The sequence below is a fragment of the Anaerotaenia torta genome (assembly GCF_050433395.1).
Lineage (GTDB): Bacteria > Bacillota > Clostridia > Lachnospirales > Lachnospiraceae > Mobilitalea > Mobilitalea torta.
The window spans coordinates 1-20378 of record NZ_JBNPXH010000016.1 but is presented as its reverse complement, the minus strand read 5'-3'; the positions used below and the strand labels follow the sequence as shown (position 1 = coordinate 20378).

Annotated in this window: 17 protein-coding genes; 4 read left to right on the top strand and 13 right to left on the bottom strand. The window is 45.4% G+C overall.

The features are described from left to right. The 11 genes from HNQ56_RS21415 to HNQ56_RS21365 form a co-directional block, all read right to left on the bottom strand. Complete coding sequence (locus HNQ56_RS21415) at positions 1 to 474, bottom strand: GNAT family N-acetyltransferase (protein WP_429150276.1); 474 nt, start codon at positions 472 to 474, stop codon at positions 1 to 3. 48 nt (positions 475 to 522) lie between these two features. Continuing rightward, positions 523 to 1389 (bottom strand): GNAT family N-acetyltransferase, encoded by an 867-nt coding sequence (locus HNQ56_RS21410; protein WP_429150274.1) that lies wholly within the window; start codon positions 1387 to 1389, stop codon positions 523 to 525. Positions 1390 to 1556: 167 nt separating this feature from the next. After that, positions 1557 to 1994 carry a GNAT family N-acetyltransferase gene (locus HNQ56_RS21405; RefSeq protein ID WP_429150273.1) on the bottom strand — a complete coding sequence of 146 codons (438 nt, stop codon included), beginning with the start codon at positions 1992 to 1994 and terminating at the stop codon, positions 1557 to 1559. A gap of 154 nt (positions 1995 to 2148) precedes the next feature. Then, on the bottom strand, positions 2149 to 2994 hold the full coding sequence (locus tag HNQ56_RS21400) for a hypothetical protein (protein ID WP_429150271.1): 846 nt from the start codon (positions 2992 to 2994) through the stop codon (positions 2149 to 2151). Between the two features lie 70 nt (positions 2995 to 3064). Next, the gene (locus HNQ56_RS21395; protein ID WP_429150479.1) at positions 3065 to 3769 is read right to left on the bottom strand and encodes a metallophosphoesterase; all 705 of its coding nucleotides are present in this window, start codon (positions 3767 to 3769) and stop codon (positions 3065 to 3067) included. A gap of 142 nt (positions 3770 to 3911) precedes the next feature. Continuing rightward, positions 3912 to 4487 carry a DUF1919 domain-containing protein gene (locus HNQ56_RS21390; protein WP_429150478.1) on the bottom strand — a complete coding sequence of 192 codons (576 nt, stop codon included), beginning with the start codon at positions 4485 to 4487 and terminating at the stop codon, positions 3912 to 3914. Between the two features lie 82 nt (positions 4488 to 4569). Then, a complete protein-coding gene (locus HNQ56_RS21385) occupies positions 4570 to 5745 on the bottom strand; it encodes a glycosyltransferase (RefSeq protein ID WP_429150269.1) in 1176 nt (391 codons plus the stop codon). Between the two features lie 88 nt (positions 5746 to 5833). After that, complete coding sequence (locus HNQ56_RS21380) at positions 5834 to 6448, bottom strand: O-antigen ligase family protein (RefSeq protein WP_429150267.1); 615 nt, start codon at positions 6446 to 6448, stop codon at positions 5834 to 5836. A 16-nt stretch (positions 6449 to 6464) separates the two neighbouring features. Continuing rightward, positions 6465 to 6863, bottom strand: a complete 399-nt coding sequence (locus tag HNQ56_RS21375; RefSeq protein ID WP_429150476.1) for an IS66 family transposase — start codon at positions 6861 to 6863, stop codon at positions 6465 to 6467. Continuing rightward, entirely contained in the window at positions 6809 to 7348 is a 540-nt protein-coding gene (locus HNQ56_RS21370; RefSeq protein WP_429150481.1) for a hypothetical protein, read from the bottom strand. The genes HNQ56_RS21375 and HNQ56_RS21370 overlap by 55 nt, the downstream gene beginning before the upstream one ends. A 15-nt stretch (positions 7349 to 7363) precedes the next feature. Beyond that, the gene (locus HNQ56_RS21365) at positions 7364 to 7903 is read right to left on the bottom strand and encodes a DUF1919 domain-containing protein (RefSeq protein WP_429150475.1); all 540 of its coding nucleotides are present in this window, start codon (positions 7901 to 7903) and stop codon (positions 7364 to 7366) included. A gap of 29 nt (positions 7904 to 7932) precedes the next feature. On the opposite strand from HNQ56_RS21365, the gene HNQ56_RS21360 reads away from it, so the two are divergent. Further along, the gene (locus tag HNQ56_RS21360) at positions 7933 to 8415 is read left to right on the top strand and encodes an NUDIX hydrolase (RefSeq protein ID WP_429150265.1); all 483 of its coding nucleotides are present in this window, start codon (positions 7933 to 7935) and stop codon (positions 8413 to 8415) included. Positions 8416 to 8532: 117 nt separating this feature from the next. Here the strand turns inward: HNQ56_RS21360 and HNQ56_RS21355 are convergent, their stop codons facing one another. Further along, the gene (locus HNQ56_RS21355; protein WP_429150263.1) at positions 8533 to 8958 is read right to left on the bottom strand and encodes a DUF4368 domain-containing protein; all 426 of its coding nucleotides are present in this window, start codon (positions 8956 to 8958) and stop codon (positions 8533 to 8535) included. Positions 8959 to 9376: 418 nt separating this feature from the next. Here HNQ56_RS21355 and HNQ56_RS21350 point away from each other — a divergent pair, with 418 nt between their 5' ends. Further along, positions 9377 to 10639: an IS110 family RNA-guided transposase gene (locus HNQ56_RS21350; RefSeq protein ID WP_429150262.1), complete on the top strand. Its 1263-nt coding sequence runs from the start codon at positions 9377 to 9379 to the stop codon at positions 10637 to 10639. Positions 10640 to 10695: 56 nt separating this feature from the next. Here the strand turns inward: HNQ56_RS21350 and HNQ56_RS21345 are convergent, their stop codons facing one another. Continuing rightward, on the bottom strand, positions 10696 to 11319 hold the full coding sequence (locus HNQ56_RS21345; RefSeq protein WP_429150260.1) for a TetR/AcrR family transcriptional regulator: 624 nt from the start codon (positions 11317 to 11319) through the stop codon (positions 10696 to 10698). 227 nt (positions 11320 to 11546) lie between these two features. Here HNQ56_RS21345 and HNQ56_RS21340 point away from each other — a divergent pair, with 227 nt between their 5' ends. Continuing rightward, positions 11547 to 19394, top strand: coding sequence for an S-layer homology domain-containing protein (locus HNQ56_RS21340; protein ID WP_429150258.1), 7848 nt, complete (start codon positions 11547 to 11549; stop codon positions 19392 to 19394). A gap of 469 nt (positions 19395 to 19863) precedes the next feature. After that, the gene (locus HNQ56_RS21335; protein ID WP_429150256.1) at positions 19864 to 20304 is read left to right on the top strand and encodes a sigma factor-like helix-turn-helix DNA-binding protein; all 441 of its coding nucleotides are present in this window, start codon (positions 19864 to 19866) and stop codon (positions 20302 to 20304) included. Positions 20305 to 20378 lie beyond the last annotated feature (74 nt).

The following is a 20378-nucleotide window of genomic DNA, read 5'->3' as shown; positions in this document are numbered from 1 at the left end:
CTATCCTTTTACTGTATCCTCTCGTTCTAATAAAAAATGAACGATTTTAAGATCCCCATCCATCTCAGTCCTATCTATTTTGAACCCGCATTTCTTAGTATAAAAAGCGATATTATCTTCTTTATCCGCAGGTGTCACTAAGGTAAGCTTATTCCAATCCGAATAAAATTCCAATATAAACTGAAACGCTTGTGTACCAATTCCTTTTCCCTGAAATTCCGGGAGCACACAAAGACATCCTAGATAATAATCTCCATTCCCCCTGTCTGCAACGGAAAGGGCCCCAATAGGATTGTCATCATCATAAATAATATGCTTCGGAATCTCTTCTATGGATGATTCCATGCTTGCCCTTGTCCTGCCGTAAGCAGGGCATTCTCCATACTTAATATAATCATCATAGAATGCTGCATTATAGATTTGAATCACTAAATCTGCATCATCTTTTTTAACTCTAATATATTTTAAATTCATACCTCTCCGTTTCCATCCGGAAGTATCTGTCAAATACAGAATAGCATGCTATACTTGAATGTCTTCCATCGCTTTTTCCCCCATGTAATATTCCATACTGATCTTATACCCAGCTCTGCCATACATATTCACGATATCTGTATATGTATAGCCTAAAACAGCTTTGCTTAATCCTATGTCCTTCAAGTACTTCGTACCCAATATGACCATATTGGTCGCTATTCCTTTATTTCGAGCCTTATGAGCCGTGGCAGTACAGCCGACGCTTCCCATGCCCTGCCCTTCCGCTTCTATACTGACCATAAGGGTGCCCAGTACTTCACTGTCTTTTTCGGCAATCAGCACTAACGTGCCTGTGTCTTTTTCATATATGCTTTTATCCTTATAATATTGTACAAAGTCTTCTTCCGCATCAGATACACATTTTACAATGTTATCGATATCATCCGCGGCGGCCCATCTATAGGTTATTCCGTTTATCGTATCCCCTATAGAATGCTCGGCATAATTAAAATCCTTTAACTGCTGGCTCATGTCAAAGCAACCGCAATCACCCCAGGCATGAATATATCCATCCTTTTTAAAAAAGGTATGAGCTCCGTTATTCATAGGAACACCTGGCATGATATAATCTTTTCCCGCACCGACAGCAACTTTATTAAAACCCTTGGAGGCTATGTATTCTTCCGATTGGATTAGTAATTTGGTGCCAATACCCCTGTTTTGAAATGCTCTATCCACGCAAAGCAAATATATTGTATTTTCATTAATAACAGAAACACCAACTAATTTTCCGCCTTCCCTATAACTTATGATATGGTTGTTTTTATCGCTGAGTATTTCTTTTACAACTTCCTCACTTCGGACTATATCCGGCAGGTTCTCTTTATACATGCTATATATTTCGTCTACCATATTCTGATCTCCTGACTTAATTTTTTATCACTCTGTTACCACCAATCGATTTTTCTCTATAATCCCCTATGTCCATATCATCCCCCATCGGGGGTTCCCATATCGGAACTGCCCGGCAGGAACAAAAAACGTATGGATACCCTGTGCAAAAGCTTTGATATTTTCAATTAACTGATATTTTTATCGAAGCAGTAGGAATCTTTATCATATTCATTACGTTCATAGAAAGCGTGGGCATCCGTACGTTTCACTCCGCTGCACAATATAATAAATGGAGCTCCGGCTTCTTTTGCATAATCCTCCGCATGTCTGAGAAGCCTGCTGCCGATCCCCCTATGCTGAAGTTCCTCTTGTACAGCAAGCCCTTGAATATGCAGGTATCCATTGGGAACCCCCGCTGCCAATACCTGTGTTACTGCAATAAAACCGGCTACTTTATTTTCGTATAATGCTACAAATGTTTTGTAATTCCCTTCCTTTTTCATTTTCTCCATAGTAACAGGAAAATTCTCATTATTAACATTACGGTTCCCCAGAACTTCATTCCATAATAATACAACTGCAAAATAATCACTGACTGCAATTTCACGTATTGTGATTTCCATACCTAACCCCCTGAACATAAATTATATTTAGCAACCTCACTATTATATCATTTTCTTTTTTATCTAACAACATATTCCAATAACCGCCACAGAAGCCGACTGAAATAAAAAACCCTCAGGAGCCTTGATTTTTAAGGCTCCTGAGGGAAATCAACTAAGTCAGGTAGCTATTCCATATATCAAAAAATAGATTACTTCGCTTTTGATACAAAGCATTTGAATTTGCTGCCAGATCATCATAACAAATTACTGCCCTGCAGAGATTCTGAACAATATGGTTGTAGGTATCATCCTGGTTCGTCAAATATTTCTCATAATGTGAAACATTAATATTCCTATACTCTATTTGCTCTGCATATCCGTATCTGTGAAAGTTTGTCTGATATAAATTATCTCTGTCCAACATTTGCAGCACCAGGCATTCCATTAAAAGCATATGTGACAGATGATCTGATATCAGGTAATCGTGACGCAATAATTTTGAAAGTGCCAGTATTGAAGTAAACCAAAAAGAATTTACTTTATCCAGATCCAAGTCAGCCCAAAGATTCTGCGGCTGCTGTGCCGTAATATTCGTCCGCAAATCCGCTTGGGGTAAGGTTGCAGCATTTTCATCACACCTGGTAAAACAGGTAAAATCCATACGAAATCCTGTTTTCAGGCAGATACGCATCCCTTCCTTGCAGCTTTCCTTGTCAAAGCGTTCCTGAAATATAATTCCAAATATCTCATCCTCCATCCCTAATCTGGGGAAATACTTCTTGTAAATCGGAGTGTCTCCGTGAAAATCCTCCGGACTTAACCTCAGCCATGCGTTAAAATCCACATCACTCAAATTATCATGATAGCATAAGGCGAGTCCTTTCCTAATGTTATCATAATCGTCGGGTGACTGAATAAAAACATCCTTAATTGCAACTCTTTCAATTTCCGGGAGACGAAATAGTGTTTTTATAAACTTTATTGCACCCTGCTCCATGGTTTCTTGGTTGATTGTCATTTTATCTTCTCCTCGTCTTAAATTCCGGGCTTCCGGGAAGGAATACCATATCCCCCGTATCGCAGGATTTCTAAATGCCCTTTAAAATAATTATATTTATCTCCGGCGGATTAAAAAGTCTTGGAGGCTTTAGGCTATATATTGCTCCTCTGCTGATAATTCCCTGCAAATTTCCTTCTCTATAATATCCGGCCAAATATTTATCCGTTCCAAATCGATCGATCAGCAGCCTGTTCCTTATATAGGGAAGATTGATTTGCCCTCCGTGCAAATGCCCTGCCAAAACCAAATCAAAGGGGTATTCTGAAATTGTATCGATATAATTTCCCCTATGAAAAAGTAAAATGTTATATCGGTTTTTATCTTGAATTTCATCATATAATGTCTGGAGGTTTTCTTTTAGTTTATTATAAAATACAGGGTTCTGCAAGCTTTTATCATCATAAATAATATCACCGAAGCCGATCAGATTAAAGACACTGTGATTGTATTCGATTTCCACAGCTTTGTTATCAATTATAGTAACACCTTTTTCCTGGGCATATTTATAAAACCTGGCGGTAATATCTTGGGCCATAGGCGCAATTTCATGATTTCCCGAAACCAGATATACCGGCGCAATTTCTGTTAAACCTTCTATTAATTTATCCGCATTCTCACATTCCTTGCCGCTCATATTAATAGTGTCACCGACCAGGGCAATCATCTCCGGCTTTTCCGTTTTCATCTTTTTTATTATTTTCGAAAAATTGGAGCTATTATGAAAGTCGGTAATAAGGCCGATTTTATAACCATCCAGGCCTTTGTCAATTTTGGACGAAACTATATTATATTTTTCACAACAAGGATGCTGTTTTCAATCATAACATAGATGATAAACATCAGTACAATACTAACGGAAATGATTACAAATTTTTTCATTTTTGCAAGTCAAACTCCTTTTCTCCGTTTAACCATTTTGCATAATCAAAGCATTTTTCAAATTCCGGGATTCCAAACAGATCCTTTGCGCTATAAGCACCTAAAACTCCTCTTTTTTCATATTGCTTGAGCTGGAAGGTATATTGAAATTCCTGTTTTTTTAAAGCGGTAAAAATTATCATTCTCTTACATTTTACTTGTTCCAGCCTTATCATATCTTCATCAGACAGTCCGATATCATCTGCTATGATATATAAATTATTAAAGTTCACGGTATCTTTCCGCTTATTCCAAGCCGCATGGGCATCTTCCCAATTTTTATAGTGATTAAAATGTATTTCTACATCATCCAATTTTCCGACGGGATACCGGGAATAATTCGACCGTTCAAGCTCCAGCCCAAGATAATAGGACAGTTTGCCTACGAATTTTACAAAGTCAGGCATAGGTATCCAAAGCAGTACGGTGGGTGATTTGATGGGAAGGTTTAAATTCATGGAAATGATACCGCCTGCTCCTTTTGAGGAAATAATACTCGGTACAGGCAACGAATCATTATATTCCCTTCTCATTCTTTCGATGGACTGCTTTCGTTTCCGCTTGATACCCGGCAAGGAGGAAATTAGAATGGAAATGATTTTTTTTAATATCTGTCTAATCATAAGCGTTTTCTACCAAATCACAAAATTCTTTCACGGCAATTTTATTGTCTGCCCGGATGACAGCGGGTCTTAACAACTGCGGAATTTTACATACCTTAAGCAATAATTCAAGAATTGCTTGTTCCTGATTGTCACAAACAATTCCGGCTTTTGTATCCTCTACCATTTCTTTGGCACTGCAGGTATTCGTGGCAAGGATGGGCAGTCCCAGTGCCTTCGCCTCCATAAATACCATAGGAGCCGCTTCGTGATAAGAAAGTACCAAAAGTGTGGATGCATTCTTCATATATCTATAGGGATTATTGGTTTCCCCATGGTAAATCACACAATCATCAAGTTCATTTTCTTGTATTTTTTGCAGAAGCTCTGTTTTTTGACCGCCGTCGCCTATAATATGCCAGAAAAATTCGCATCCGCTTCGCTTCAGTTTTTTCATAATATCAGCACAGCGCAACAACCCTTTTTCTTCGCTTATTCTTGCAACCGTAAGCAGATTGATTCCTTTCTCATAAATATACGGATCTTCGTTGGCCATTTTTTTTATTTGCTCATAAATGCAGCAGTTATACACACAAGCCGTTTTACCTGCAAGATGGGGCATTACATTTTCAAAACTATTTTTGCAGGAATTCGAAACCAACGCGATTCGGTCGAATTTATCATAGATACCGCGGTTAGATTTATTATTTCCTTCATAATTTGAGAAATCACAATGTACAAAGCTGATTTTCCTGGCGGCTTTTATACTATTAATCACAAATTCATTGCAGCCTCCAAAAAACATCTTGCTATATGAATTTTGCATGTAGGATATTGCCACATCGTATTTTCCATCCATCCCCTGGCTTTTAGTCAGCAATTTAATAATGAAATTATTATGAAACATCCTGCAAAGCAGTGCCAAAACAGCCCTGAGGTAATAATAAAGCACTCCCATCTGCCTGGCTTCCGCCTGGGAAACACCCAACAGGCGTAAAACACCTCTTGCTTCTATAATTTTAACATGATCAGGGACTTCACAAAGTAACGCACCGCTTTTTTTGAATAAAAAAAGGGTAATATCAAATTTGCTGCTAATTTCATTCAGCAGATTCACAAGCGCTCTCTGGATTCCGCCTATATCCAAATTATTATTCACTATCACCATTGACTTCTTCCATGATTTCATTTATGTCCTCCGTTTCCTCCTGTGCTGTGAGCGGCGGCTGGAAGGTCATTGCACACATCAGCAATAGGTTCATATATGGCTTAAAAACCTACATTGTAAGCGACATGGACAATGCAATGATACCAATCATTCCAGCGGATACCGGCGGATTTTTTTTCAAATTACGGACAATTGCCGAAAGGATAAGATATCCGAAGAAAAACAACCCGACGAAGCCCTGATCGCAGAAAACCTGTATCCATTGATTATGGGCATACCTTGCAATTGAATTTGCCTTTTCAAGTATTGGCACAGTAGAACCTATTCCAAGCCCGAAAATCATAGCTTCCGGGTCTTTCACGGACGCCTTTATCAAAGTATCCCATGTTTCAAACCGCCCGGTTCCTTTATCTTTCTCCACACGTTCTATGCTGAATCGCTCACGGGTCTGTTCCGGCAAAGTCGGATAAATCAAAACCATAAACAGGACTGCGAGAACCCCTATCAACAGAAGCACCTGCAATTTCCGTTTCACATCCTCTATTCCAAAAAGAACGTAAAAACCAGCCCCTGCAAATATCGCTATAAGTCCTCCTCTGGAGCCTGTTTTAAATAATACCAGAAGCATTGCAAGCAACAAGGCCGCATACAAAACTCTGCCTTTTTTCTCTTTTGTAAGGTAAGCGTCAAAAGAAACACGCCTATAAATAAAACATCTGATCAAGTATAATAGTTATATCTTAATCAGATGTTTTGTTTTTACATTCTTCTGGTATCTTCTCAGACCAGGGTAATAGATTCTCTAACTCTAAATCCTTTTGGAGTTGTATCTGTTCATAGACATATCTTAAATAATGCTCTGGCTTAAGATTATTAGCTATTGCTGTCTGTACAATACTATATATTAAGGCTGAAGAACCAGCACCATTAGCTGTATTGGAAAATATCCAATTTTTCCTGCCGATTACAAACATTCTAATTGATTGTTCGGCTAAATTGTTACTTAATTGTATTCTTCCATCTTTAAGGAAGGAACATAGATACTCTTTTTGATTAATGACATAAGGCGTGCTTCCGTTGACGCTTACTTTGTAAGATGCATGATTGTATATATCAGCGGAAGTATCAAATACGCACAAAATTGATTCGGATCCTCGGAAAATCCAAATATTGAAAGCGTTATTCTGGTCGCTTCTACGACCTCCTTGCTTATCAGCCCGAAAATCGTGCATATAATTCCTACTATGATCCACGCACTTTCTATCCACCGTTTTTCCCTTTGGTTATAAATTCTTACGCTGAGTACATTAACAAAAATAAACGCTTCTATAAGCCCTTTTATTTGAAAAACCGCATAATCTATTCTTAATATCAGCAGTCCCCCAATACAATACAGCAAATAAATTGCAAAGAACAGATGAACACTGTTTAAGCTAAGTTTACCTTTGCCAAAAAACATGTTCGGAACCAAAACAATCCCTATTATAACTGAAACTATTTTAAGCAGGGATAATCCATAGGTGACTGTGATAATGGTCAACGGCATGCTGATGATATAAATACAAGCTAATTTTGCATACAAGGAGACTTTTTCATTTTTTATATTAATTACCGTGGTATCCAATGAATCACTCCTAAATTAAAAAATTTTATCACCGTTTAACCATTTTACATAATCAAATGATTTTTCAAACTCCCGGAAGCCGTCAAGGTCACGTACGCTGTATTCCCCCATGGCACCGGTTTTAGCGTATCTTTTCAGCCAGTAGGTGACGCCGAATTGCGGCTTGGGCGTTGCGGTAAAGACAATCGCCCGTTTACATTCCACCTTCTGCATTTTTAAGATATCCTCATCTTTTAATCCATTATCATCTGTAATGAAATACAAATTGTCAAAATCGATTCTTTTTGCTCTTTCATTCCATTTGTCTAAGGCTTCTTCTTTTGTCTTAAAGTGATTAAAATGTATTATGATATCCTTTAGTTGTCCGACCGGATACGCTCCGTCGGTATATTTATTATTCGGAGGCAAAAACTCCAATTCACTTGCTAAATATTCTTTCAGATTATAGGCAAACTTGACAAAATCCGGTGAATAAATCCACAAATTAATTGTGGGTGACATAAATTTAAGGCCCAAATTATTATAGATAAGGCCGCCTATACAGGTAGAACAAATGCATACATACTTTTAAGGAGGCGGATATTATGGGATGGCCGACACATATTGTTGCAGCAGGAGGATACGTCTTTGATAAGAATAATAATATTTTAATAGTGAAAACACATAATAGAGGTTGGGATTGTACTGGCGGGCAAATAGAAGAAGGAGAGAGTATTGAAGATGGAGTTATTCGAGAAATACTTGAGGAAAGTGGTATAAGGGCAAAGGTTCAATGCCTTTGTGGAATCTACTCCAACGTGGGAAAGCATTTGTTTTTTGATAGGGTAACTCCAGTTCCAACAAAAGTTATGATGGATTTTATATGTCAATATGAGAGTGGCGAATGTACTTGCTCAGATGAAACCAGCAATGTTATTTGGGTTCCTAGGGACAGGGTATTGGAATATATAACAGCCCCAGCGCAGATTTATAGGTTTAAAAAAATATTGGAATTTAAAGAGCGAATAATATACAGCTCATATGTCACGAAACCTGAATTTCAGGTATTGTCAGAAAGATACATATGAGGATATTTTCGCTTTGAAAAAAAACAAGACCTCCCGGAAAGGGAAACACCAATAAGGATGTTTTCAGTTTTTGAGATTTGCCGCAGGATTTTGAAGTCCTGCGGCTTTTCTCTTGCCTTAAACCTTACCCACAAAGTTGAAATACACATCAACCTGTTGGGTGTAGTTTTTCTTCTTCCATGGCTCACTGCGGTCATGGACAACTATTTTCTCGATAAACTCCCGCACCAGCTCTGGCGTCAGTTCCTGAATATCTGTGTACTTATCCACGATTTTCAGAAAACGGTCGGCATTCAGCATTTTGTGCTTTGCGCCGCCGATGGCCTGTTCCAATTCTGCCGCACGGTTGGAAAGTGCTGTCTTTTCCGTTTCGTAACCGCCCGTCAGCATATGAAATTGCTGTTCTGACAGATGTTCCAGCGCCATCTGTTCAAAAGCTTTCCGGAACAGCTTATCCAGTTCCTCCAAACGCCTCCGTGCTTTTTCCAGCTCACGGGTCTGCGTCGCCATATCTTTTTTAAGCTGGCTGCTGTGTTTTTCCATCGCCCGTTTCAGGAATGTTTCCCGATGTGCATTTGCCTCCAGTGTTACGCGCCGTATCTCTGCCAGCACAATCTGACTCAACGGTGGTATCGGTTACCTTCACGTTGAGTTGAACGGTGGTATAGGGTTTCATTTTACACGTATAATCCAATTATCCTCTTTCAAGGGTGTTTGGATTATTTTCCTTTCTCCCCAAAAGAGTTGGGGTAATCTTATTACTCCGTTATAATAATAAAGCACTGTGGATTTGTTTCTATTTTACTACAGCCTTGACTGTTCGGAGGTGACTCAGACCACAGGTTTTCGTCTTCACTGGTAATTAGCTAGTTAACGCTTCGACGTTTATATTTACGTGAAAACACAGCCGAGATTCTTGTGGAAAACAACAGTGCAAATATTATTTTAGGAGGTATCTATCATGTACTTTGTCGGGATCGACATTTCCAAGTACAAACACGACTGCTTCATCACTACCGAATCAGGCGAGTTTGTTACTAACTCTTTTACCATCAAAAACAACAAGGATGGTTTTCTGGAACTTCTTACAGTTCTAAAAGCACTTAATCCTCAGGAAGAAATACGAATAGGGTTTGAAGCTACTGCTCATTATGCCCTTAATCTGAAGTTATTCCTTGAAAAAGCCCACTACAGCTTCATGGAATTTAACCCTGTACTTCTTGCTAAATATAACAAGTCTCAGACCTTACGACGTACCAAAACCGATGCCATAGATTGCTCTTCTATAGCCCGTTGGTTAATGACAGTAGACTACAAACCCTACCCAGTAGGATTTTATCATACATATTCATTAAAGTCATTAACTCGTCTTCGAGATACGCTTGTAAAACAAAGAAGCTTTTATATTGTTAAGATAACCAATGTTTTGGATCACACTTTTCCTGAATTTAAGCCTTTCTTCCATAATCGTTTCAGTAAGACTTCTTTATATCTTCTTGAAACATACGGATCTGCTGAAAAAATGGCTCGTATGAACTCTGCTTCCTACGATAATCTTCGTAAGATTTCCAGAGGTAAGTTTTCTATGCAGAAGTTCTTAAAACTCAAGGAGCTTGCTACTAATACTGTCGGTGAAGATAATGAAATCTTCTCTTTGCAACTCCAGAGCCTCATTAATCTGCACAACCAAGCTGCTAAAGAAGTTAACTTGATTGAAGAACAAATCATTTCTCTGATTCAAGATATTCAGCCTAAATCACTTACCATACCAGGTATTGGTGCTTTATCAGCAGCTGTTATCTATGCTGAATATGGTGATTTATCAAAATATAATTCACCTTCTCAAATGCTGTCCTTTGCCGGATTAGAACCTGGGTATTATCACCTCCTTTTCTGGCTGTTAGGCCGACAGTCCAAAGGGGTTCCCATATCCCCCTCGGATTTCCGTTGCAGGCTTTGCCTGCAAGCCGTTTTCCGGCGAGTCTGCTACTCGCCTATTCCTGCACTCCGGCCTAAAAACTGCGTTTTTATCCGGTGTTTTCCCCTGCCGCAAGCGGCAGGGTGTCGCTGCGCTCCAAAAACTGAAAACCATGCTTGCACCTCCTTCCGGATAAAAATAAAAAGCCTGACAGAACCGACACGGCTGGCGTCGGATTTGTCAGGCTTTGCTTCTATTCGTTATTCTTCTTTTGGTACGGCCTTCTCTGCCGTGAATTTATGGTAACAGGTCCGGTGAGGTTTGTCAAGCTGGGGCGTGAATGTCAGAGGCGGACAATATGTCTACTTTGCTTTCACTCCCTCAACCAGCAACCGGCAATGCTCCACGGCCTGCACCTTGAGGTCAAAATCAGGGTAGCGGACGCACCATTCATAACTAACGCCCCTTATCGCCATCACAAAATGTCGGGAAAGAGCCTCGGGCGGCAATGAAGATGTGATCTCACCGCGCCGGATGCCCTTGTCCAATATGCTGTAAAACAGCAAATAAAGCTCTCTGCCATAACCCTTGACCGCTTCGGTGTCCACGGTTCCCGTCAGCAGCATCTGATAGATCTTTTTCATATTCTCACAGCCGATGGTATCCACAAGTTCATCAGCTATCTTTTGGGTCAGCGCAAGGAGCACCTCTGAGGCTGGCATCTCATTGGGCAGTGCTTCCACAAAGGTTTTGTAATTCGTATCGGCGCCGGCTACGTAGTCTGCAATTAAAATGGCAATCAGCGCATCCTTTGACTCGAAATGGACATAAAAGGCCCCCTTGGTGATACCGGCTTCATCCGTGATATCCTCTACATTTACGTCAGCGAAGCTGCGCTCTGAAAACAGCTTTTTCGCAATCTCGTACAGCTTCTTTCTCGTTTCTGCTCCTTGCACTTTTCTTTTATCAGGCTTTTTCTCTCTCATGTTTCCTCTCCTCTATTGAATTTTCTTAAAAAGTAAGGTATAATAATCTAAGTAAGTAACCTTGTTCACTAATATGGGTTATTCCACTTTTAGTATAGCATCTAATAGTCTCAAATTCAAGCAGCCCAGCCAAAACGGTCACAGTTCTTGGAATTTGCTTGGCGAAGTGTGCGGGAGCAGTTGTAGATTCAATAGGAGTTTTTATAGTACGAAATGGAGGAAATGGTATGAGCAGAAGAAAAGCGTTTCACAAAATTACAGCCATGCTGCTGTCTGCAATCATGGTTGTGGTAATGACACCTGTGCCAGCATCGGCGGATACAGGTATGCTTTCTGATGGCGCAAGCGGCAAGATAATTGCCTTTGAAGCACTGAAATCAGAGATTGCGGAGCAGAGCGTTTCCCTTGGCACATCCGAAGCGGATTTGGAGCTGCCGGATTCTCTGACAGCGACCATACGGCTTGCGGCTTCTACAGAAGAACCGGTACTGGACTCCGGAGAAGCTGATACGAAACCGGTCAGCGCCGATACGGTAAGCGGGTCAGCGATTGATGTTGACGAAACGGAGGAATCCGAAATCGGCGACAGCGAGGGAGATGAAATCGCATCCCCCTCCGACATGGAAATAACCAAGGACAGCTTTGAAGCCGAACCCACGGAGAAAACCGTGGACAGCGTGACGGAAATCACCGTCTCCCTGCCTGTCACATGGGATTCATCACCGGAATACAACGGTGAAGCAGCGGGTACATATATTTTTACTCCCGAGCTGCCGGAGGGACTTACCCTTGCCAGCGGCGTGGAAGTCCCGACAATCACCGCGACCGTTGGTGCGGTTACCATGATAGGCACAGTTACAGCCTTTGAAGAGTTGCCCGAGAATGTTCGCTGGCAGAATACTACCACACCGGAATTCCCGGAAACCGTAAGCGGTACGGTCGAGGGCGAAGCGGTCGAAATCCCGGTGACCTGGGAGGCCGACCACGACTATGACGCCGAGGCTCCCCAGCGTGGCCTGTATGTGTTCACCGCCGTTTTGGGCGAGGGCTATGGCCTTGCGGACGGCGTGGAGTTGCCCCGCATAACCGTGTATATTCCCCAGACAGTCGGGGGTATGATGGCGCGCATGGCGGGCGGCGGCACAACGTACAGCCTGCTGGAAATTACCACAGCAGCACAGCTTGCCGAGATTGCCACGCTGGTAAACGCGCGAGAAAATGGGCTGGAGTTGTTTTTGTTCAACAATGCGCGCGCAAGTGTCAGTCTAAAGCTTATGAACGATATCGACCTCTCGGCGTACTCTAAAAGCGAGGGGTGGATGCCCATTGGTACAAGCGAATTTCCTTTTACCGGTATCTTTGACGGTAACGATAAAAGCATCCTTGGCTTGTACATTAACCGAAACGTTGATTATCAGGGCTTGTTCGGCTATGTTGGAAACGAGGGAGCAGTGAAAAGCCTGGGCGTGATAAATGTAAATATCACCGGCCGAATTAATGTCGGCAGCGTGGCGGGATGGGTTCGCGGAACAGTGCAAAATTGCTACAGCACCGGCAATGTTACCGGCAGCAGTTATGTTGGCGGCGTGGCGGGAGAGGTTGACGAGGGCATGTTGGAAAACTGCTACAGCATCAGCAACGTCACCTGTACAGGCTCCGGTACAAGCGGCGCTGTTGGCGGTGTGGCGGGGTGGGTTTCCGGAACGGTGCAAAACTGCTACAACACCGGCAACGTCACGGGTGCAGGTACCAGTGTCACGATAGGAGGCATAGCAGGATGGGTCACTAATACCGGTATAATACAAAACTGCTTCAACACGGGCAGCCTCACCGCATCCGCCACAGGTACAGGCATTCTTAGAATTTGTGTCGGTGGTGTAGCGGGGTGGGTTTATGGGACGGTGCAAAATTGCTACAACACCGGTAGCATTACAGGCACAGGCATAGGCCCATCTATAAGCGCTTATGTGGGCGGTGTGACGGGAACTGTTTACGGCACGATACAAAACTGTGCCGCGCTGAATCCTTCGGTTATCGGTTTAAGTGCTGTCGGGCGCGTGGCAGGCAGCATCTCCGGTTCCGGCGCACTGATAGGCAATATTGCCTTTGGCGGGATGACCGACCCCGGAACGGGCAAATTCGGCGGAACTTCAGGCAGCGATGATAAAAACGGCGAAACCAAAACAGCATCAGATATCAAGGCGGCAGGCTTCTTTGAAGAGTTGTTTGGCAATGATACGGCATGGACATATGCAACAGGCAAGCTCCCGGGCTTTGGCGCGGCGATTGATATGCCTTCGCATATCGTAGACGGCAGTGACCCAAACTTCCGGGGCGCGGGCACAAGCGGCAACCCCTACCAGATTATCACCCCCGCCCAGCTTGCCAAGCTTGCGGAGCTTGTAAACACGGGGGACGCAAGCTATAACGCGGCACACTACAAGCTGATAAACGAACTCGACCTTTCCGGCTATGCAAGCGAGGAGGGCTGGGTGCCCATCGGCACCTTCAGCCATCAATTCACGGGCACCTTTGACGGCAATGGCAATAAAATTACTAACTTAACCATCAACCGCGGCACCGGCGAAAATCAAGGGCTATTCGGGTATATAGGCAGTGGCGGAGCAGTAAAAAACCTTGGTTTGACAGGCATCAGCATCAATGGTGCACAAATGGTCGGCGGCATCGCAGGCTCTATGGTAGAGGCCACATTGCAAAATTGTTACACCATGGGCAATATCACCGCTGAAAACTCTGTCGGCGGTGTGGTCGCTTCTGTGGACTACAGCAGCACAGTGGAATACTGCTATAGCACCTGTGAGATCAACAGTACTGGGAGTAAAAGTGGCGAATACCTGGGTGGTGTGGTGGGATATCTTGCCAGCAGTACGGTGTCAAACTGCTACAGTACCGGAAATATTTCTCAGACAGACACAGACCAAAAGGGTAATGCCGGTGGGGTGGTGGGCAAGATAATCGCGGGCAATGTACAAGACTGCTACAGCACCGGCAATATCTCCGGGGCTGAAATAGCCGGCGGCGTGGCAGGGGATGTCTACTCTGGCGTTGGAAGCGGAGGCTCTGCCACAGTGGAAAACTGCTACAGCACCGGCGTCGTCTCTGAAAGCTACAAAGCCGGCGGTGTAGCGGGTCAAGTCTATAAGGGCACGGTAAAAAATTGCGCTGCACTTAACCCCTCAGTCAGTGGTTCAGGCTATGTCGAGCGCGTGGCGTGGGAGTTTAGCAACGCCACGCTGACAGGCAACCTCGCCTTTGATGGTGTGGAAGTCTTAAAAAATACTGCCTCGCAATCCATTACCAGCGATGCAAATGGCGTAGACGGGTTATCCAAACCCGCCGCCGAAATCAGCGTTGCGGGATTTTGGACGACGGCAAGCTGCTTTACAGCAAATTGGGATACCGATATTTGGCATATTGAATCCGGAAAACTGCCGCTTCTTAAAAATATGGACGGACAGCATGCTTACATGCCGGAGCACTTGCTTCTGGCGGGCGCATCCCTCTTTGAGGGTGCGGGCACAAGCGGAAGCCCCTATCTTATCAAAACCGCCGTAGACCTTGCCAAGCTGGCGGAACTTGTATATTTAGGAACCTCACCTTATGCGGATTCAGGAAGGTATTACAGGCTGGTCAACAACCTTGACCTTTCCGTTTATGCAAGCGGGGATGGCTGGAACCCGATTGGAATGAATATGACCTACGCATTCAAGGGCAGCTTTGACGGCAACAACAAAACCATTACCGGGCTGACGATCAACCGTCCGGCGGCTGATTATACCGGTTTATTTGGCTATCTCTACGTCGACAGCAAAGTGCAGAATATCAGAATCATCGACGCAAACGTCATCGGAAAAAACCGTGTCGGTGGCGTAGCCGGACATGCTTGGGGTGCGACAGTAGAGAACTGCGCCGTTATTGGCAACGTATCCGGTGTGGAGAGTGTCGGCGGAACAGTGGGGCATGCCTCAAGCGGTACGGTACAAGACTGCTATAGCTCCGGCCGTGTAACCGGCAGCGGCAACTATGTTGGCGGTATAATAGGGTATCTTGAAATTGCTGTCACTACGGTGCAGCGCTGCTACAGCGACAGCAGCGTTTCCGGTGCGGATAGTGTCGGCGGCGTTGCGGGATTCGTTGGGGTTGCTGCCGTGCAAAATTGCTACAGCACCGGCAATGTCACAGGTGGTCGCTTTGTCGGTGGCGTTGCGGGAGATGTTAGCAGCGGCAGCGTGCAAAATTGCTACAGCACCGGCAGTGTTCAGGGAACGGAGCATGTTAGCGGTGTGCTGGGTTTTCTCGGCGGCGGCACAGCAAAAAATAGCGTAGCGCTGAACCCTTCCATCAACGCAGGCGAATACAATTATGGGCGCATGGTGGGCAATAACACCTCCGGCATTCTCTTAAACAACTATGCGTTCAGCCGCATTCCCGGCACATGGGCAAAGAAGGGTCTAAATGCAAAAGACGGTGCGGATGTGACGTCACAGACCTTGTTTGGCGGCAGCTTCTGGACGACGGCGGAAAATTGGAACACATCTGCTTGGGACAGCGGCGTTTGGACATTCGCCGAGGGTAAGCTGCCCACGCTAAAAGGGCTCACGGGGCAGAACGGCGACGGCGGGCTATATCTGACGGCGCGGGATATCCAGTATGCCACGGTGGGCGCAACAGACGGCCTCACTTATAACGGCAGTGAGCAAGTTCCGGCCATTATCTTTGACGGCGAGACGCTGGTAAAGGACACCGATTATACTGTTGTGGCAGCAGACGGGAGCGCAAGCGACGGTACAAACGCCGGAGAGGTGACCCTGACTTTGACCGGCATCGGCAGCTTTTACGGTACAAGAAACATAACCTACACCATTGATCCCAAACCTGTTACCATTACCCCCAACGCTGGTCAGAAGAAAAAATACGGTGGGATTGACCCTGCACTGGTTTTTGAAAACGATGGCAGTTTGGATTCGGGGGCATTCACTGGCGCGTTAACTCGTGTAGTGGGCGAAGATGTGGGGATCTACGCTATTTCTCTTGGCACTTTAAGTGCGGGCGGCAACTACGCGCTCTCACTCGCTTCCAGTACGGTCTATTTCACTATTGAACAGGCAAAGGTGTCAGAGATCACCACGATTGTGGACAACGCAAACAAAACCGCCTATGAAATGCGCACCGCCACAACTGCACAGGCTGTTGTGGATGCGGCAGGTCTGCCTTCAAGTGTGAGAGTCATCACCGATGGCGGTACGGCAACCCTGCCCATCACATGGGGAACTGCCACAATGTACAACGCAAAGGGTGCGGAGTATGCGGTAACCGGCACGCTCACAGGCAACAGCAATGTTGATCCCAACGGCGTGACCAAGAACATCACCTTCACGATTACCACAGTTACGGCGGTGAACCCAACCTTCGGCGACACTCTGGTGGTTATAAACAGCGACAGCTCGGCTACAGCCGCTGAATTGGGAAGCGCCATTCTCCCCACAAGCGGCAGCATTGCCGTTGAGGACGAAAGCATTGCTTATACCATCAACTGGAACGGCGGAGAAATGCTGGATAGAACGGCTGTGGGCAACGAGCAGACCTTTACAGGCACCGTCAGCTACATAACTCCACCCGCATGGCTGACCCTGCCGGGTGACCATTCCGTCAGTCGCAAGGTATCTGTTACGGCAAAGCAACCCGTTACCATTGGCGGCATCATGACCGCCGATAAAACCTATGACGGCGCGGCATATGCCGCAAGCGGCACGGTGACCGTTGCAGGCGGCTCTGTTCCGGTAAATCAACTGGAATGGCTGTATGAATCCACAGACGGTGTAGGCTACAGCAATAGCACCGCACCCACAAACGCAGGCGCATATAAGTTGACCATTTATGTACCGGAGAGTAACCCCAATTATGCAGGCAGCGAGATATTCAACTTTACCATCGCAAAGCGGGAAATCGCCCTTGTTGCCGATAACAAGACGGTCATTAAGGGCGGCAGCCTGCCGGAGCTTACCTATACAGTGGGCAATTTGGCTCCCGGCAAGACCAAAGCGGATGCCTTGAACGCCGAGCCTGTACTGGCTTGCCCAACCTTTGACGGCAACACACCGGGTAGCTATGCCATAACGCTCACAGGCGGCACGGCAACTGATAATTACACCATTACGACCCGCACAGTCGGAGCGTTGATCGTTGCAGAGCAGACCTATACTGTTACCTTTAACTTGAACGGTGGCAGCCGCACAGGAGGGGGTGAGCTGTCACAGACCATCGCGGAGGGCGGAGCGGCAACTGCTCCCATCGTTACCCGAAATGGCTATACCTTTACCGGGTGGGATAAAGCCTTTACCAATGTGTCCTCCGCTCTGACCGTTACGGCAATCTGGAGCTACAACGGCGGCGGTGGCGGTGGAGGCGGTTCTTATACACCGGATATTCCTGCAACCATTATACCGGAAAAGAAGCCCGACCAACCGGTGATGGCGACGGCTCCTGTCACAGCAACAAGGGGAACAAATGGCACAGCCAGCGCAACCATCCCCGAAAAAGCTATCACCGACGCTATCGCAAAGGCGCAAGCTGACGCAAGTGCACAGGGCAAAACTGCTAACGGCATATCGGTGGCACTGAATGTTACAATGCCAAAGGGCACGACTTCTCTTGCGGCAACCTTGACCCGAAATTCCCTGAACAGTCTTGTAAGTGCTGGGGTAACTGAGTTTGAAATCAGCAGCGCACCGGTATCCCTCAGTCTTGATCTGAACGCCCTAAAGGAAATCCAGAAGCAGAGTAGCGGGGATATCAGCATCACCATCGCCCCGGCGGCAGGGCACTCCAAGGAAGCAAAGGCTCTCCTTGGAAACAGGCCGGTGTACAGCATCACCATCAACTATGTTGATAAAAACGGAAAAACACAGACCATCACCAGCCTCGGCAGCGGAATGGCAACCCTCTCCCTCCTTTATACACCGGGTAAGAATGAGGCTGTGGGCTATCTGTTCGGCGTGTATGTGGACGCAAGCGGAAAAGCACAGCGCATTGACGGTTCCGCATATGACGCAAACAGCGGGAGCCTGCTGATCCCCACCGGCCACTTCTCCGTATACGGCGTGGGCTACACGGCTCCCAGCGCCAAGTTTACCGACATCGGAACCCATTGGGGAAAAGAAGCCATTGATTATGTAGTCGGCAGAGGACTTCTCTCCGGTACATCAAAAACTACTTTTGCACCTGACACCGCCATGACACGGGGAATGCTGGTGACAGCTCTCGGCAGACTGGCAGGCGTGGATGTAAAAGCATACACCACAAACAGCTTTACCGACGTAAAAGCCGACAGCGCCTTCCGTCCCTACATTGAATGGGCATACAAGAAAGGCATTATGCAGGGCATCGGCAATCAACAGTTTGCGCCCGACCGGGCAATCACCCGTGAAGAAATTGCGATTATCTTCGCAAACTACGCCAAAGCCACCGGCTACAAGCTGCCCGTGATCCGTGAGGCCACCGCCTACACGGACGCTTCCAGCATCGGCAGCACCTACAAAACAGCGGTAACTGCCATGCAGCAGGCGGGCATCATGATGGGCGGCACAGGCAACAAGTTTAATCCAAAAGCCAGCGCCACCCGTGCAGAGGTTTCCTCCATGCTCCACCGGTATATCAAGCTGACCATTGACCCCACCACCGCACAAGGGTGGGCACTGAACGATGCCGGACAGTGGCTCTACTACAAGGGCGGCAAGGCTCTCACCGGGACGCAAACCATTGATGGCGTGAAGTATTTCTTTGAAATAAACGGAACGCTGAAAACCGGCTGGGTCAAGGACGGCGACAACTGGCGCTATTACTCCTGCAATAAGGCTCTCACCGGCTGGTGGAACATCGGCAGCGACAGTGCCAAAAAGACCTATTACTTTACCAAGGACGGCCTGATGGTATCCGGCCAGTGGCTGGAAATCGACGGCAAATGGTACTACTTCTATACTGACGGTGCCCTCGCCAAGAGCACCAAAGTGGATGGCTACGAGGTAGACAAAAACGGCGTGAGAAAGACGAAGTAATCGCAACAAATCAATAAAGCTGAAAGTCAAGCAAAGCCTGCCCTCTTACATGGAGGGCAGGCTTTTGCGGCTTTTGACGGATGCTTCAGGTATCAGGATACCGGCTTTCGCTGCTATGGCGAGAGAGGTATCCATATGAAAATATTCCACTTTTATCCCTTTTCAAGGTGTAAATAGAGACAGAACAACTTATACATACTTTCTTTCAGTCTTACAATTTAATCATGTAAATCTAAAAGAGTCAGCATTTTGCCATGGGCATCGTGCTGACTTATTTTTTTCGACAAATCTCCCGTTAGTTTTACATACTATCCCATTTAAAGGCTTTGGCAGCAATCTTTTTATCAAGCCGCGCTGCCGTTCCCCTCCCTCCGATCTGTTTTAGCATTTTCGCAAAACAGATTGGAGGAAAGGAACTTGAAAAATTATAAAGACAGTGATTATGCCCTAAATAAATTCAGCGAGGGCATTGTTTACCGTCGCAGACCGCATTGTAGAAATCATGCTGGAGGACTACCTTGCGGAGAACCCCGGCAAGACGGCACAGGACTTTTTGGAGCTGAAAGCCTTGTCGGATGAAATCTACCATCAGCAAGTCACACATGAAAATCGGACAAGCCGTTTAGATGTGAACATCAATGGGCTGGAGGAAACAGAGCAGCTTGCCGCCCCGCCCCTTGATTTGGACTTGATACATAAAAGCGATACCAGAAAAGCCAAGGAAGCCGCAAAGCGGCTGCTGGACAGCGGAGAATTGACAGAAATCCAGCGGCGCCGGTTTATTCTGCACTTCTTTCAGAATGTATCCCTGCGTCAAATCGCCAAAAAAGAAAACGTACATCAAAGTGCCGTATGGGAAAGCTTGCAGTGGGCATTGAAAAAGCTAAGAAAGTGTTGTCCGGCAAATTAGGAGATACAGCAATCAGCACTTTATTTTAACCTGAATTCGGTGTAGGGCATCATTGATCGTCACTTTATCCGATA

Coding starts and splice junctions, on each gene's coding strand:
- HNQ56_RS21390 (WP_429150478.1), bottom strand. CDS start 4,487: ATGAGAAGGGAATATAATGATTCGTTGCCTGTACCGAGTATTATTTCC.
- HNQ56_RS21405 (WP_429150273.1), bottom strand. CDS start 1,994: ATGGAAATCACAATACGTGAAATTGCAGTCAGTGATTATTTTGCAGTT.
- HNQ56_RS21360 (WP_429150265.1), top strand. CDS start 7,933: ATGGGATGGCCGACACATATTGTTGCAGCAGGAGGATACGTCTTTGAT.
- HNQ56_RS21385 (WP_429150269.1), bottom strand. CDS start 5,745: ATGAAATCATGGAAGAAGTCAATGGTGATAGTGAATAATAATTTGGAT.
- HNQ56_RS21340 (WP_429150258.1), top strand. CDS start 11,547: ATGAGCAGAAGAAAAGCGTTTCACAAAATTACAGCCATGCTGCTGTCT.
- HNQ56_RS21350 (WP_429150262.1), top strand. CDS start 9,377: ATGTACTTTGTCGGGATCGACATTTCCAAGTACAAACACGACTGCTTC.
- HNQ56_RS21355 (WP_429150263.1), bottom strand. CDS start 8,958: ATGGAAAAACACAGCAGCCAGCTTAAAAAAGATATGGCGACGCAGACC.
- HNQ56_RS21415 (WP_429150276.1), bottom strand. CDS start 474: ATGAATTTAAAATATATTAGAGTTAAAAAAGATGATGCAGATTTAGTG.
- HNQ56_RS21400 (WP_429150271.1), bottom strand. CDS start 2,994: ATGACAATCAACCAAGAAACCATGGAGCAGGGTGCAATAAAGTTTATA.
- HNQ56_RS21410 (WP_429150274.1), bottom strand. CDS start 1,389: ATGGTAGACGAAATATATAGCATGTATAAAGAGAACCTGCCGGATATA.
- HNQ56_RS21345 (WP_429150260.1), bottom strand. CDS start 11,319: ATGAGAGAGAAAAAGCCTGATAAAAGAAAAGTGCAAGGAGCAGAAACG.